9 protein-coding genes and 1 other RNA gene are annotated in these 16,051 nt (G+C 37.7%); 6 read left to right on the forward strand and 4 right to left on the reverse strand.

The features are described 5' to 3' along the window. Positions 1-201: 201 nt before the first annotated feature. Positions 202-599, reverse strand: a transfer-messenger RNA (tmRNA) gene (gene ssrA / locus Q0M21_RS00005). A gap of 44 nt (positions 600-643) precedes the next feature. Beyond that, the gene (locus tag Q0M21_RS00010) at positions 644-1,843 is read right to left on the reverse strand and encodes a serine hydrolase (RefSeq protein WP_295332975.1); all 1,200 of its coding nucleotides are present in this window, start codon (positions 1,841-1,843) and stop codon (positions 644-646) included. 159 nt (positions 1,844-2,002) lie between these two features. Here Q0M21_RS00010 and Q0M21_RS00015 point away from each other — a divergent pair, with 159 nt between their 5' ends. From Q0M21_RS00015 to Q0M21_RS00025, 3 genes are all read left to right on the forward strand, one after another. Further along, a complete protein-coding gene (locus Q0M21_RS00015) occupies positions 2,003-3,205 on the forward strand; it encodes an NAD(P)-dependent oxidoreductase (RefSeq protein ID WP_295332977.1) in 1,203 nt (400 codons plus the stop codon). Between the two features lie 100 nt (positions 3,206-3,305). After that, positions 3,306-5,405 carry a glycoside hydrolase family 97 protein gene (locus Q0M21_RS00020; protein ID WP_295332979.1) on the forward strand — a complete coding sequence of 700 codons (2,100 nt, stop codon included), beginning with the start codon at positions 3,306-3,308 and terminating at the stop codon, positions 5,403-5,405. A 23-nt stretch (positions 5,406-5,428) separates the two neighbouring features. After that, on the forward strand, positions 5,429-6,865 hold the full coding sequence (locus Q0M21_RS00025) for an MFS transporter (RefSeq protein ID WP_295332981.1): 1,437 nt from the start codon (positions 5,429-5,431) through the stop codon (positions 6,863-6,865). An 89-nt stretch (positions 6,866-6,954) separates the two neighbouring features. Here Q0M21_RS00025 and Q0M21_RS00030 read toward each other — a convergent pair whose 3' ends face one another. Then, complete coding sequence (locus Q0M21_RS00030) at positions 6,955-7,551, reverse strand: hypothetical protein (RefSeq protein ID WP_295332983.1); 597 nt, start codon at positions 7,549-7,551, stop codon at positions 6,955-6,957. 279 nt (positions 7,552-7,830) lie between these two features. Here Q0M21_RS00030 and Q0M21_RS00035 point away from each other — a divergent pair, with 279 nt between their 5' ends. After that, positions 7,831-9,003, forward strand: a complete 1,173-nt coding sequence (locus Q0M21_RS00035; RefSeq protein ID WP_295332985.1) for a M20/M25/M40 family metallo-hydrolase — start codon at positions 7,831-7,833, stop codon at positions 9,001-9,003. A gap of 33 nt (positions 9,004-9,036) precedes the next feature. Here the strand turns inward: Q0M21_RS00035 and uvrA are convergent, their stop codons facing one another. After that, positions 9,037-11,838: an excinuclease ABC subunit UvrA gene (gene uvrA, locus Q0M21_RS00040; protein ID WP_295332987.1), complete on the reverse strand. Its 2,802-nt coding sequence runs from the start codon at positions 11,836-11,838 to the stop codon at positions 9,037-9,039. Positions 11,839-11,981: 143 nt separating this feature from the next. Between uvrA and Q0M21_RS00045 the strand changes: the two genes are divergently transcribed. Beyond that, positions 11,982-14,801: a triple tyrosine motif-containing protein gene (locus tag Q0M21_RS00045; RefSeq protein ID WP_295332989.1), complete on the forward strand. Its 2,820-nt coding sequence runs from the start codon at positions 11,982-11,984 to the stop codon at positions 14,799-14,801. Between the two features lie 343 nt (positions 14,802-15,144). Next, positions 15,145-16,051 (forward strand): TonB-dependent receptor plug domain-containing protein (locus tag Q0M21_RS00050; RefSeq protein ID WP_295332991.1); only part of this gene is annotated, 907 nt, incomplete at its 3' end.

Below are 16,051 nucleotides of genomic sequence, written 5' to 3' on the forward strand. Positions count from 1 at the left end.
ATATCAATGGCAATGTCAATAGTAATTTAATGCTAATGGAAAACGAGCGTGAAGTTAGCCCCGATTCCTTCGGCAGTCGCTTCGCTCGTGTGTAGCGAGCTACAATGTAGCGCGGATAGCGGGAGCAGGAGTCAAAGAACGACCAAACGTATGCTACTGAAACCAAAAAACGCCTCAAATAATTGAAGCGTTTTTTTAATTCTGTGGAGTCGGGGAGAGTCGAACTCCCGTCCAAACAAGCAACTAAAGAGCTTTCTACACGTTTAGTCTTTGATTAGATTTTCGACAACAAGCTATGCCAAAGACCGCGACTTGTTGCTTAGCTCTATCAGTGTCAGAAAGGATTCAGAACATTACCTTTCCTAGGTTTACTTTTACGGTTCCCCTAAACCAGCCGCCATAAACCAAGGCTTCTGAGGAGAATCCAGCTTCCCGACCTTGTCGAGACTTGGCTAATCGTACTAAACTTCGGATTAAGCAGCTAAAGCGTAATTATTTTCGCCGTTTATAAGTTCGTACCCGTGGATTTACGAGCAATTGGTACCTTGCTCGACGTGCTTACTGTTCAATTCGACTTGCTGTCAAAACCAGTCGACCCCAGTTTTTTTCTGATTAGCAAAAATCAGGCCACAAAAGTAAGGATTTATTCGTCACTATCATTTAACTTGAACGGATAATCTCCAAACAAAGAAGCTAGTTTTTTGGACTGATAGGTTTTCTTAGTGTATTTGTTTGAAAGCGTAATGATGGTTACTTTTTCTTTTCTCAAATTGATAAAAGACGAAGTATTACCGTGCCACCAACCGTTATGAAAAAAGAACGGTTCACCTTCTTCAAACTCGACCATACGGATGCCGAGACCATAGTTTTTTTGTCCTTTGCTTTCATAACTATAGCCTTTGTAGACTTTCTTGAGCAATTCGGGATTGAGGAAGAAAGACGCATAACGGGCAGTATCAAACTTCAGCAAATCTCTGGGTGTGGAATAAATGTTTTTATCACCGTAAACGCCGTCCAGATAGTCGGTACCAATTTCAACGTTGTTGCCTTTATAGGACGGTACAATTTTTTTGCGGTCTTTCTCGAAATCGCATACATAAGTATTGGTCATGCCCAGTGGTGTGAAAATCATTTCTTTCATGGCTTCCGGAAATTTCATGCCGGTTACTTTTTCTACAATGAGTGCCAAAACGGCATAATTGGTGTTGCAGTAGCTGAAACGAGTGTCGCTCTTAGATTCTAACGGAATTTCTTTTTCAATCATCACTTTGATGATGTCTTCGTTAGTAAGCGTCAATTTTTTATCCCAATTGTTGTTTTCATAGGTAAAGTAAGCATAATTTTTCATGCCGCTTCTGTGGTTTAAAAGCGTTTGAACAGTTACCTCCGGATAAGGGAAATTTTTGATGATAGTGTTGACTTTTTGGTCTAACTTTATTTTGTTAGCATCAATTAACATCAAAATAGCCGTGGCAGTTAATACCTTACTCACCGAAGCAGTATGTAATGGGGTGTCTTTGGTAATTTTTTCATCGGTTCGTTTGTTCGCGTAACCCATGTAGTTTTCGTAAATGATTTGTCCATTCTTAGCCACTAGGAAGCTTACGTTGTCATTTTTTTCAGACCACGTTTTTTCGAAGAACATTGACACGGCATACTTTTTATCTTTCAGGAATTCATTACTTAATTTGGGTAATTCTTCTTGTAAAGGTTGCATTATCGGAATGCCTTTTTCATTGACTTTGATAACGCCTTCTTCTGTTTTTTCTTGTTTGGAGCAGGAAGAAAAAGTAGCCATAAGACAATAACTCAGGAAGATATATCGGATATTTTTGAATTTCATTTTTGAGACTTAAAGAACCACAAATATAATTATTCATTGCAGGAGTGGCTTGACTTTTTGAGAAAGCTTTCAACAGTTTTTTCACAACAGTTATTTTCTGCAAAAAGTTTTGAAAACGTTTTCGTTACTAGTACTTTTGGGGCATTAAAAATACCAACGATGAAATTCGGAATTATTAAAGAAAGAAAAAATCCGCCCGACAGAAGAGTCGTTTTTACCCCGGAAGAATTAGTGCGATTGAAAAATGAACATCCAGATGCCATTATAAAAGTTGAGAGCTCGGATATCAGGGTTTTTGCCGATGAAGAATATACCCGATTAGGAATTGAAGTGGCTGAAGATATTTCGGATTGTGAAGTGTTTTTCGGTGTAAAGGAAATTCCGGTTGATTATTTGATTCCAAACAAAAAATATTTTTTCTTCTCGCATACCATTAAAAAGCAACCTTACAACAGAAAGTTGTTGCAAGCCATTTTGGAGAAGAATATTGAATTGTACGATCATGAAACGATAGTGGATGCCGATAACAAACGATTAATTGGTTTCGGACGCTATGCCGGAATCGTTGGAGCTTATAACGGATTTAGAGCTTTCGGAATCAAGTACGAATTGTTCAATTTACCCAAAGCCGAAACGCTAAACGGCAAAGAAGATTTGATTGTTCGCTTGAGAAGACAAATTTTACCTAACCTCAAGATTGTGTTAACCGGTCACGGTAAAGTAGGCATGGGCGCCAAAGAAATTTTGGACGGGATGAAAATCAAACAAGTTTCTGTTGATGATTTCTTGAACAAAGTATACTCACAACCGGTTTATACTCAGATTGATGTTTTGGATTACAACAAACGATTGGACGGACAAATTTTAGACAACAAAGATTTTTACAGCAATCCTCAAGCCTATACTTCTAACTTTGAGCGCTTTACTAAGGTAGCCGATATTTTTATGGCCGGACATTTTCACGGCAACAATGCGCCGGATATTTTAACTCAGGATATGTTGAAAGCCGCTGATTGTAAGATTAAAGTAGTTGCTGATATTTCTTGTGATGTTGGCGGTCCGATTGCTTGTACCATTAAAGCCTCTACCATAGCCGAACCATTTTTTGGGTATTTGCCGAGTGAACACAAAGAAGTACCATACACTCATCCCGGATCCATCATGGTGATGTCGGTTGATAATTTGCCTTGTGAATTGCCTAAAGATGCCAGTGAAGGTTTCGGTGAAATGTTCATGAAACATGTAATTCCGGCTTTCTTTAACGGTGATAAAGATGGTATTTTACAGCGCGCCAAAATTACTGAAAACGGTAAATTAACGCCTCGTTTCGCTTATTTACAGGATTACGTGGACGGAAAATAACCGCAACTATTTTTACATATTATTAACCTTTCGGTCAGATAAGCCGGAAGGTTTTTTTATTACTAACAAGTTATTTTTATCTTTAGCAAAAATAAATTTCATGAAAAATACGTTCACTTTTGTTCTGATGTTGTTGGTTTTTATTGCCAAAGCTCAAACGTTGCAATCGCCTTCCAAAGCAATCAAACTCGATTTTTCCATTGGTGAAAATGGCAAACCTATTTATCAACTCAGTTATAAAAATAAGCCGGTCGTCTCAAAAAGTTCATTAGGTATTTACCTCAAAGGCGACACTGATTTGGCTACTAATTTTAAAATCGACAGTGTGAAAGAGGCTTCTTTAAACGAAACTTGGCAACCGGTTTTAGGCGAGCAATCCAACATTGTAAATCACTATAACGAATTAACGGTAGCCTTATCACAAATCGGAACCAACCGCCAACTTAACATAGTTTTCCGATTATTCGATGAAGGTTTGGCTTTTCGATATGAATTTCCGAAGCAAACGAAACTCAATTATTTTATCATTTCCGATGAAAAAACCGAATTCAATTTGACTGGCAACCATAAGACTTTTTGGATTCCGGGCGATTTCGACAGTCAGGAATACGAGTACAATGAAACTTTGCTGTCTGAGGTCAATACTGATAAAATCGATTTAAACAACGGTATCGGTTTGAAATCAATAGCCGGGAAACACATGGTGCAATCACCGTTAATGATGAAATCGACCGACAATATATACCTCAATATTTTTGAAGCTGCCGTTGTGAATTATCCCGTGATGCATTTGGATTTGAATCCGACTACTTTTGCTTTAACCTCTCATTTGGTTCCGAATGCCATTGGTGATAAAGCCTATCTGCAAGCACCATGCGTTTCACCTTGGCGCACCATAATGGTTAGCAATGATGCTCGTGATATTGTTGGTTCAAAAATGATTTTGAATCTGAATGAACCTTCCAAAATTGACGATACGTTTTGGATTAAACCGATGAAGTACGTTGGGATTTGGTGGGAAATGCACGTAGGAAAATCGACTTGGGATTATGCCGGAAGTCAGAATGCCCAAAACACCGAGTCACAAGCATTGATTGCCAGTGGTAAACACGGTGCCACAACGGCTAATACTAAGCGATACATCGACTTTGCTGCTAAACACGGATTTGACGGGGTATTGGTAGAAGGTTGGAATGTCGGATGGGAAGATTGGTTCGGCAATTGGAAAGAAGACGTATTTGATTTTACTACGCCTTATCCCGATTTTAATTTGGCCGAAATCAGTGCTTATGCTAAATTAAAAGGAGTAAAGATGATTATGCACCACGAAACCTCGGGTTCGGTTGCGAATTATGAAAGACATTTGGATCGCGCTTTGGCGTTTATGAAAGAATATGATTATCCGGCTGCCAAATCGGGTTATGTTGGGCGAATCATTCCACGTGGAGAATTTCACGATGGGCAAACGATGGTGAACCATTTCAATTTTATAGCGCGAAGATTTGCCGACTACAAAATGATGGTCAACTCACACGAAAGTTCACGACCAACCGGTTACCACAGAACGTATCCGAATTACATAGCTGCCGAAGCCGCACGCGGAAATGAGTTCAATGCTTGGAGTAATGGAAATCCGCCTATGCATGAAACTATTTTGCCGTTTACACGATTATTGGGAGGTCCGATGGATTACACACCTGGTATTTTTGAAATTAAAATGAGTTTTTATGATTCAAGCAAAAAAGAGCAAGTTCATACCACCTTGGCCAAACAATTGGCTTTATATGTTACAATGTATTCTCCGTTGCAAATGGCTGCTGATTTACCCGAAAATTACGAGCGCTATCCGGATGCGTTTCAGTTTATAAAAGATGTGGCTGCCGATTGGGATGAGAGTAAATATTTGGAAGCCGAACCGGGAGATTATCTGACCGTTGTTCGCAAAGCAAAAAGACAAGAAAACTGGTTTTTAGGTGCTATTACCGATGAAAATGCCCGAACCACTGAAATCAAATTAGATTTTCTAACGCCGGGCAAGAAATACCAAGCTGTTGTTTATCAGGATGGAAGCGATGCTGATTGGGAAAAAAATCCTAAATCGTATGTTATAAAAACTATACAAGTGACTTCTAAATCAAAAATTAAATTACATTTGGCTAAAGGTGGCGGAACTGCTATTTCGTTTAAACCTATTAACTAAAACCAAACCAAAAACTATAATTTATGAGTACACAAAATCTAAAAACCAATTGGGCACAATTTATTCCCTTAGTGACGGTATTTTTCTTTTGGGGATTTGTTGCTGCGAGCAATGATATTTTAATTCCGGTTTTCAAGAAAGCATTCGATTTAACCCAAGGACAAAGTCAGCTGGTATCTGTTGCTTTTTATGTAGCATACACCGTGGGGTCCATTATATATATGATTATTTCGTATTTAACCAAAGGCGATTTGATAAACCGAATGGGGTACAAAAATGCATTGGCTTTGGGTCTTGTAATTTCCGCTTTGGGAACGTTATTGTTTTATCCTGCAGCTAATACCGGTTCTTTTCCGTTAATGCTATCAGGTTTATTTATTGTGGCTTTGGGCTTCTCTTTACAACAAACGGTTGCCAATCCTTTAGCTATAGCACTCGGACCTATAACTACCGGTTCGCAACGTTTGACAATGGCCGGAGGAATTAATAACTTAGGAACAACCATCGGACCGTTGATTGTTAGTTTTGCTATTTTTGGTTCAGCCACTTCCGGTAATACCGATATGAGTATTGAAAGCGTGAAAGTACCTTATTTGGTATTAGGAGCTGCTTTTTTATTGGTAGCGGTTTTGTTGAAATTTTCATCTTTACCGGATAAACCGGCTGCTGTAGTGGAAGAAGAAGGCGTTGAAGTAAGTACAAGAAGTTCTGCACTTAAATACCCACAGTTGCTATTGGGAATGATTGGAATCTTTGTTTATGTTGGAGTAGAAGTGTCAACTGCCAGTAATTTACCGGCTTACATGGAAAGCGATTTGGGATTTGACACCAAAGATATTGCTCCGTTTATTTCCTTGTATTGGGCCAGTTTGATGATTGGTCGTTGGACCGGAGCCGTTGAAGCCTTCACTGATAATATGAACACTCAAAGAATATTGCGTTTCGTGGCACCTTACTTGGCTTTTGGTGTTTTCTTGGGAGTGAATAAGTTCATGAACCATGATTTGACACCATTTTATGTGTATGCGTTAATCATTTTAGTTTTAATATTCGCTGATATGGCTAGTAAAGGTAACCCGGCGAGAATGTTGTTGATTTTCTCTGTTCTTGGGATTGCAGCCTTATTGGTTGGTATGGCAACAGACGGTATGGTGAGTGTTTATGCCTTTACCAGTGTTGGATTGTTCTGCAGTACACTTTGGCCTTGTATCTTTACGCTAGCCATTAGTGGTTTAGGAAAGCACACCAGTCAAGGTAGTAGTTTCTTAATTATGATGATTATGGGTGGCGGATTAGTAAGTTGGTTACAAGGTTATGTCGCTGATATTACTTCTATTCACACCAGCTATATCGTTGGCGTGCTTTGTTTTGCTTATTTAGCTTTTTATGCCTGGAAAGTTTCCGGTATCTTGAAGAGTCAGGGAATCGACTTTGATAAAAAAGTAAGTGGCGGACATTAATCCATCTCAATAAAAATCAAAAATCCCGCATCGTGTAAACTTTGCGGGATTTTTTCATCAAAACCTAACCAAAAATCAACTAACCCAATTTATTTTTTTTCTTCTATCAAGGCTTTAGTGCCGTCTGCTTTGTAATAGTAGTAGTCATCATTGTTGGCTTGATAACTGTATACGTTGTTGTTATTGTGGTATACATAACCTTGGTTTCTGTAACCTTTAATGCTTCCAATCATATCTACTATATCACCTCTTCGGTTGTATATAATTTGTAAGCCACCAATTTGTGTCAGGGCAAATCTGTTGTATCTCATATAAACTGTTCCGATTCGGCTTACTCGATCTTTGTTGTCGTAGTTGATAAAAGTGTTGCCCACCCTTCTCACGCGACCAAAACCGTCGTGTTCAATTCTTACGCCATAGTTAACAGAACCACGAGCTGTAACTGCTGCTCCGCGTCTTCCGGCAGTTTTATAGAAATAACCGCCTTGACTGTCTTGTGGACGAGTATTAAAATCAAAGTCTCCGTTTGGAAAAACAAAAAACTCAATACCTCTTTCTATAAAAGAGATTGGCTCGTCAAAGCTGTATCTCGCTCTTCTTTCTTCACCAAAAGTTGTTACTTCAGATGCATTCACTATGTTTCCAACCAGTAAAACAGTAGCTACTAAAAGGGTAATTTTTTTCATAATCAATACAAATTTGAGTTTTGCTTACTCTTCCGATTTTCAGCTTCTTCGAACAGTAGTATTTGCTGTTGTAATGGATATTCCAATTGGTGTGCCAAAATAAAAAATACAATTCTTAAGGTTTGATTAAGTTTGTTTAATGTGTTTAAAGACAGTGTTTTATAAATATTTTTTTTTCTCAATATTAATCACATTGCATAAATTTTAGATTTTTTAAAAAATTGGTACATTTGCCATCATGTTTATCGACTAAAGTCCATTAATACCACACTATTCTCAATGAAAAGCCTACTATTAGCCATTTCTTTTTTCTTTTTAACTTTTTCCGGTTTTGCCCAACAGTATGTTCCTTTTTATGGTACAGTAGTCAACCAAGTTTCATCGACAAATATTATAGATCATTTGACTGAGTTTGAAAACTTAGGTGTAAAAAGAAGAGGAACATCGGCCTTACAGAATACTTTAGATTGGCTAAAAGCAGAATACCAAGGCTATGGTTATAGTGCCGCCCAATTGCAAGAATACAGCTTTACCAACGGAACCAGTATTTGTAAAAATTTAGTTGTAACCAAAGTGGGGACACTTTATCCTAACACTTATGTCATCATTTGTGGTCATTATGATACCATTAACGGAAGAGGAACCAATGACAATGGTAGTGGTGTGGTCACTATTTTGGAAGTAGCACGTTTGTTGCAAAATATCCCAACCGAATATTCTATCAAGTTCATCAATTTCAGTGGAGAAGAAGACGGCTTGGTAGGAAGTCAGCATTTTGTTTCTACTGTAGTGAATGCTACGAATCCGAAGATGGATATCAAATTGGTCTTCAACATTGATGAAGTAGGCGGAAGAGCCAATATGGTAAATAATACTATTACTTGTGAGCGCGATACCGGAAGCCCGACATCCAACAATGCCGCATCGAATACAATCACTAATGAGTTAATGAATTGTGTTGAATTGTATTCACCGTTAAATACCAATTTGTCGTATGCTTACGCTTCTGATTATATGCCATTTGAAGACAACAACGAAGTAATCACCGGTTTTTTTGAAACCAATGAAACACCACATCGTCACACTTCTACCGATTTATTGGTGAATATGGATCCGGTATATGTTTACAATATTGCCAAAGCCGCCACCGGTGCTATGTTGCATTTTGCTGTAGCGGCTACCATATTGTCTAATGATACAACTATTGCCAATCAGGTTAGTTTATATCCATCTCCTGCCAAAGGGTTTATCAACATCAGTATCGGAAGTTTGAACGAATCGAATTATACTTTTTCTTTGATTGATTTAAACGGCAAAAAGGTTTTGGAAAAGACTATCGAAAATCCGCAACTGATTGAAACGGTTAGCTTAGACGGATTAGCCAAAGGAATGTATTTGGCAGTATTCGAAACTTCTAAAGAACGATTGACCAAAAAAATAATAATAGAGTAAATCAAAAAAGCCTTCCGTAATAGAAGGCTTTTTTTATAATTTCTCTTTTAAATAAGCAGCGGTAATCGATTTTTTGTTTTTTACAATGTCCTCCGGAGTTCCGACAGCCAATAGTTGTCCGCCATTTTCACCGCCTTCCGGACCTAAATCAATAATCCAATCGGCACACTTGATTAAATCCAAATTGTGTTCAATTACTATAATCGAATGGCCTTTTTCAATTAAAGCATCAAATGAAGCCAACAGTTTTTTGATGTCGTGAAAGTGCAAACCTGTTGTAGGTTCGTCAAATACAAATAAAGCTTTTTCTTTAGTCACACCTTTTACCAGGAAAGAGGCGAGCTTAATACGTTGCGCTTCACCGCCGGATAGGGTAGAAGACGATTGTCCTAATTGTACATAACCCAAACCAACATCTTGTAACGGCTGAAGTTTTTGGATGATTTTAGATTGTTTATGTTCTTGGAAGAAAGCAATCGCATCATCTATCGTCATCGATAAAATGTCGTCAATATTTTTGCCTTCAAAAGCAACCTCTAAAACTTCCTTTTTGAAGCGTTTGCCGCCACAAGTATCGCAAGGTAAGGAAACATCGGCCATGAAAACCATTTCTACGTTAATCGAACCTTCGCCTTTACAAGTTTCGCAGCGACCGCCGTCAACGTTAAACGAAAAATGTTTGGCTTGGTAACCGCGTACTTTCGACAGTTTTTCTTTGGCATACAAATCACGGATGTCATCGTAAGCCTTAATATAAGTCACCGGATTGGAACGAGAACTTCTGCCTATCGGATTTTGATCGACGTATTCGATGTGTTTGATGTGCGAAAAACTACCGGATAGCTCGCTGAATTGTCCGGCTTTGTCGCCAACACCTTCGAGCTTCTTTTGCATGGCCGGAAACAAAATCTTTTTCACCAACGTACTTTTACCACTACCCGAAACGCCTGTAATGACGGTTAAACTTTCCAGCGGAAAGGTTACATCGATGTTTTGTAAATTATTTTCACGTGCGCCTTTGATTTCGATATAGTTATTCGATTTTCTGCGTTTTTTCGGTACCGGAATTTCGAGTTTGCCACTCAAATAATTCGCAGTTAACGAATCGGCTTCGAGAAGTTCTGCAAACGAACCTTCTGCAACCAATTGTCCACCGTGACTACCGGCTTCAGGACCAATATCAATAATCCTGTCGGCGGCTTTCATGATGTCTTCGTCGTGTTCTACTACGATGACAGTATTGCCCAAATCGCGAAGATTTTGCAAGACTTTAATCAATCGTGCTGTATCTTTCGGATGTAAACCAATACTGGGTTCGTCTAAAATATACATCGAACCTACTAAACTACTACCCAACGAAGTTGCCAAATTAATGCGTTGCGATTCACCGCCGGATAAAGTAGCCGAGTTTCGGTTTAAGGTTAAATAATCCAAGCCAACATCACTCAAAAATGCTAATCGATTGTTGATTTCGATAAGTAATCGCTTGGCCACTTTAGCATCATATTCGGATAATTGCAGTTCTTTAAAGAAAGGAATCAGGCGTTTGATAGGCATATCAACCAATTCGGAAATGGTTTTACCACCCACCGAAATATAATTGGCTTCTTGGCGCAAACGTTTGCCTTTACAACTTGTACATTTCGTTTTACCGCGGTAACGGGAAAGCATCACGCGGTTTTGTATCTTATAGTTTTTCTCCTCTAATTCTTGGAAGAAATCGTTTAAACCGGTGAAGAATTTATTCCCTTTCCACACCAAATCTTTTTGCTCATCGCTCAATTCAAAATAAGGTTTGTGAATTGGAAAATCGAATTTATAAGCGTGATTGACTAATTGGTCACGGTACCAACTCATACTTTCGCCTCGCCAAGGAAAAATAGCGTTTTCGTAAATAGACAAGGAAGTGTTTGGAATCACCAATTCTTCATCGATACCGATAATATTGCCGTAGCCTTCACAAGTTGGACAGGCACCGTACGGATTGTTGAAGCTGAACAAATGAATATTCGGCTCCAAGAAAGTCATCCCATCTAATTCAAAATTAGTGCTGAAATCCAAGCGTTTTTTGGTATCTGCATTTTGCAAATAACAAATGCCTTTGCCTTCAAAAAAGGCTGTTTGTACCGCATCGGCCAGTCGGTTGTAAAAATCTTCGTCTTCGAGCGTTTCTTCGTTGATGACAATACGGTCAATGATTAAAAGGATGTCCTTGTTCTCTAACGAATGTTGGTCGATTTGGTCTAAGCGTACCATTTCGTTATCAACTAATATACGGGCAAAACCTTGTTGCAATAAGACTTTTAGTTTGTCTTCCAACTGTCGGCCTTCTTCCAAATGAATCGGAGACAAAAGCAACCATCGGCTATTGGGAGCCAAGTTTTTGACTTGATTGACTACATCGGTTACCGTGTCTTTTTTGACTTCATGTCCGGAAATAGGAGAGAAGGTTTTCCCGATTCTGGCGAAAAGTAATTTTAGATAGTCATAAATTTCTGTAGAGGTACCAACTGTAGAGCGTGCATTGGTAGTATTTACCTTTTGTTCGATAGCAATAGCCGGTGCGATTCCTTTGATGTATTCGACTTTGGGTTTGTCCAGTCGGCCTAAAAACTGACGTGCGTAAGACGACAAGCTTTCCACATAGCGACGTTGCCCTTCGGCATAAAGCGTATCAAAAGCTAAACTGGATTTTCCGGAACCCGAAAGTCCGGTGATGACTACCAATTCGTTGCGGGGAATTACAACGTCTAAGTTCTTCAGATTGTGAATCTGAGCGCCTTTAATCAAGATGTTTTTTTTCGGTTCTAACGTAGCAATTTCGTTACTTTTCATAGTAATTGAAAAAATGTTAGCAAAGGTAATCATTTCTGAAATGAGAATGGGCAACGTTAGAATGACATTTTTTTGGTTTTTATGTTGACTTCTTCAAAATGAAACAATATTTTTACTTACTCTTAAAAATTGCAAAACAAAACATGTCCAATTATAATTCTTCTTTAAAGTTTGTTGCTGTAGCCCTATTATTGGTAGTACAACTTGTAGCTCAAGAGCTACCGCCTATAGTGAAGTTTGGTTCAACAGCTTACGGTGCCGGAAATCAAAACTGGATGATAACACACGATATTAATCAGTTTGTTTATTTTGCTAATAACGAGGGTTTGTTAGAATTTAATGGTTCAAATTGGAATATCTATCCTTCACCAAATGAAACCATTATACGTTCAGTAAAAGTAGTCGGTGATAAAATCTATACGGGTTGCTACATGGAATTTGGGTATTGGAAGCGACAAGCTAATGGTTTTTTGAAATATACTTCTTTAAGTCAGAAAATCAAGAATAAGTTAATAGAAGATGAGCACTTTTGGAATATCATCAGCTTCGACCATTGGGTGTTGTTTCAGTCTTTTAACCGTGTTTATGTTTACAATTCTAAAAGCGGTCAATTTCAATTCATAGACAAACATCCCTATATTTTCAGATGTTACAAAATCAATAATTCTGTTTATTTCCAAGCCATTGGGGAAGGGCTGTACGAAATTATAAACGGTAAGAGTTTGTTGGTTAGCAACGACGAGAGAATTAAAAATAACCGAATTGTTGAAATTTACAAGCAAGAAGAAGGATTGTTGCTGCAAACAGAACGCGCGGGTGTTTTTAAATTAGACAATAAAGTAATTACGCCTTATTTGTTTGAGTCGGATAGCGAGTTGCGACAGAATTCGTTTTTTTGTGCTAAAATGTTATCAGACGGCGGTTTTGCTTTAGGAACCATCTCCAATGGTATTTACATTCTTAATCGCTCAGGAAAAATAAGATACCATATTACTCAAAATAGTGGCTTAAGCAACAATACCGTGTTATCTATAGAAGAGGATGATGACAATAATTTATGGCTCGGATTAGACAACGGCATTGACTGCATCAATTTACAATCACCTATCAGAAGCTTCAAAGACGACTCCGGTTTTTTGGGGACTGTTTATGCGTCGATTAAATTTAAAGACAAATTATATATAGGAACCAATCAGGGTTTGTTTTATAAAAATGCTTTCGGGAATGATAATTTTAGTCTGATATCCGGTACAAAAGGTCAGGTTTGGACATTGTTTGAATATGACGGGCAACTGTTTTGTGGTCATGATTTAGGAACTTTTATTGTCAATTCCGGTCAGGCTCAGCTTATCTATAAACAATCAGGTACCTGGAAATTCAATGCTGTTCCCAATCATCCCAATTTGATTATGCAAGGAAACTACAACGGACTTTCTATTCTGGAAAAGAAAGGTACAAGCTGGTCGTTTCGAAATAAAATGGATGGTTTTGACATTTCTTCGCGGTATTTCGAGTTGACTAAGCAAAATGAGATTTACATCGGACATGAGTATAAGGGGATTTTAAAAGTTTCTCCGACGGCTGATTTTTTAAAGGTACGAAAGTTTGAAATTTTAAAATCACCTTCCAAAGGGAAACATATCAGTTTGGCCAAGTACAACGGTACAATTTATTACGCCGGAAGAATTGGAATTTATGCGTTGGATGCCAAAACAGGAGTGTTTAAAAAAGACAAAAATTTAAGCAGCATCCTTAAAAATAACGAATACATATCGGGCAAATTGAATGTAGACAAGTCCAATAAAATGTGGCTGTTTACTAAAAATTATATTTACTACTTCACTTCAGGTAATTTTGATGAAGAGTTGAAGAAACATAAAATATCGATTCCGTTCTCTATCACTAATCCGATGATTGGCTATGAAAGTATCACTCAAATTTCAGATAATGAATATTTGGTAGGAAAGACCGATGGTTATTTTGTGATTAATTTGGCTGATTTTAAGATAAAAAGCCATGACATCATTTTGACCAATGTTAGTGTAAACAAGTTGAATGCGCCTGTAGTCAATCTGTCTATGACCGTACAAGGGGAATTGCAACACGATGAGAACAATTTAATTTTTAATTACACCGTTCCGCAATATAATCGCTTTATCGATGTTGAATACCAATATATGCTGGAAGGTCTTCAAGGACAATGGAGCGAATGGAGTACCAAATCGACTATCAATTTCAAAAATCTGGAACCGGGCGATTATGTTTTTAAAGTAAGAGCTAAAATTGCCAATTCTTCACCCCAAAATACAGTAGAGTATAAGTTTACTATTTTAAAGCCATGGTATGCAACTAATTTGGCTTGGCTGGTTTACATTTTATTATTTTTTATTTTGGCCTATTACATTAACAAAGCTTATCAGGATTACTATCGCAAGCAAGAACAGAAATTGATTGAAGAGAATAATTTGTTATTGGAAATTGCCGCATTAGAAAACGAGCAGCAATTGATGAAGCTCAGAAACGAAAAGCTTTCACAGGATGTTGATGCTAAGAATCGTGAATTAGCTGTTTCTACCATGAGTTTAATTAAAAAGAATGAGTTGTTGAATATTATCAAGGAAGACCTGAAGAAGTCTTCGGAAGAAAATAACGGTAGAAATATCAAATCGGTAATTTCAGCTATTAACAGTAATATAGCAGAGAAAGATTCTTGGAAAATATTTAAAGAAGCTTTCGATAATGCTGACAAAGACTTTTTGAAAAAGATCAAAGCGGCCCATCCGAGTTTAACTCCGAGCGATTTGAAATTATGTGCCTATTTACGACTCAATTTAACTTCAAAAGAGATAGCTCCGATGCTAAATATCTCAATTCGAAGTGTTGAGATAAAACGATATCGTTTGCGTAAAAAGCTCAATTTGCTTCATGATGACGGTTTGGTGAACTATATTTTAAGTATATAACTATACAATTAAGCATTCATTTACTACAACATTACCACAACAATAACCTTTTCGAAATCATTTTCGGCTGGTCATTATGGTTAATATTTGTATAGTTCCATCTTCAATTTTCCAAGATTTATAGGTTGTTTTGATACATTCTCAATTTTAATATTGAAAAATTTCATAATGTATATTTTTTGTTGTGGTTGATAATGTATTTGGTATTTTTTAAATAAATAATTTAACAACACTTTAACAAGACATAAAGAGTGTCTTAAAAAAATAACCAAAAACCAAATAATAACAAACGCTTATGAATTTAAAGCTATTTTCTGAAAGATTTAGGAGAAACGTCTTCCTAATGTCTGTGTTTTTTGTCTTTATAGTGTCAGCACAAGCACAAAAAACGGTGAACGGAACAGTTAACTCAGGTGGACTTCCGTTACCCGGGGCTAATGTTGCCGCCAAAGGAGCATCGGTAGAAACTTCAACCGATATTGACGGTAAGTTTACCCTCAAAGTTCCTGAAAGTGTTACTAAGTTAGTAGTCTCTTTTGTGGGTTATGCTACCAAAGAAGTTACTATCACTCAAGGTAACATGATAATTGAACTAACCGAGGAAAGCAATGCCTTGGAAGAAGTTGTAGTTAACGTTGGGTATGGAACCCAAAAGAAAAGTGTTGTTACCGGAGCAATTTCTAAGGTAACAGCTAAAGATTTAGAAAAAGTACCTAATGGTAGAATCGAGCAAGCCTTGCAAGGTAGAACTTCCGGGGTAACAATCGCCATGAATGCCGGTCAACCGGGTTCAACCTCTACTGTTCGTGTTAGAGGTATTACTACTTTAAATGGTGGTAATAATCCAATATGGGTTGTAGACGGAATTATCGTAGACAATGGTGCTATCGGTGCCATCAACCAATCGGATATTGAATCTATTGAGGTCTTGAAAGATGCTGCTTCTTCAGCTATTTACGGTGCTCGTTCAGCTGCAGGGGTAATATTAGTTACCACCAAAAAAGGTAAATCAGGAAAAATCACTGTAAATTATAACGGATTTACCGGAGTTTCTTCTCCGGAGCGTACCTTGAGTTTATTAAATGCTACACAATATGGTGCTATTATGAATGAGCGCTATATTAACGGAGGCGGTACAGGCAACGTGCCTTACCCTAATTTGGGCGCTTTAGGTAAAGGAACTGATTGGCAAAAAGCCATTTTCTCGAATAATTCTACCAGAAGTTTACATGAAATTAACATGAGCGGTG

Source organism: Flavobacterium sp., assembly GCF_024710485.1.
GTDB lineage: Bacteria > Bacteroidota > Bacteroidia > Flavobacteriales > Flavobacteriaceae > Flavobacterium.

Bases quoted from the DNA above. Each gene is read 5' to 3' on its own strand.
- Q0M21_RS00045 (WP_295332989.1), top strand. From the start codon at position 11,982: ATGTCCAATTATAATTCTTCTTTAAAGTTTGTTGCTGTAGCCCTATTA.
- Q0M21_RS00015 (WP_295332977.1), top strand. From the start codon at position 2,003: ATGAAATTCGGAATTATTAAAGAAAGAAAAAATCCGCCCGACAGAAGA.
- Q0M21_RS00010 (WP_295332975.1), bottom strand. From the start codon at position 1,843: ATGAAATTCAAAAATATCCGATATATCTTCCTGAGTTATTGTCTTATG.
- Q0M21_RS00035 (WP_295332985.1), top strand. From the start codon at position 7,831: ATGAAAAGCCTACTATTAGCCATTTCTTTTTTCTTTTTAACTTTTTCC.
- Q0M21_RS00030 (WP_295332983.1), bottom strand. From the start codon at position 7,551: ATGAAAAAAATTACCCTTTTAGTAGCTACTGTTTTACTGGTTGGAAAC.
- Q0M21_RS00020 (WP_295332979.1), top strand. From the start codon at position 3,306: ATGAAAAATACGTTCACTTTTGTTCTGATGTTGTTGGTTTTTATTGCC.
- Q0M21_RS00025 (WP_295332981.1), top strand. From the start codon at position 5,429: ATGAGTACACAAAATCTAAAAACCAATTGGGCACAATTTATTCCCTTA.
- uvrA (WP_295332987.1), bottom strand. From the start codon at position 11,838: ATGAAAAGTAACGAAATTGCTACGTTAGAACCGAAAAAAAACATCTTG.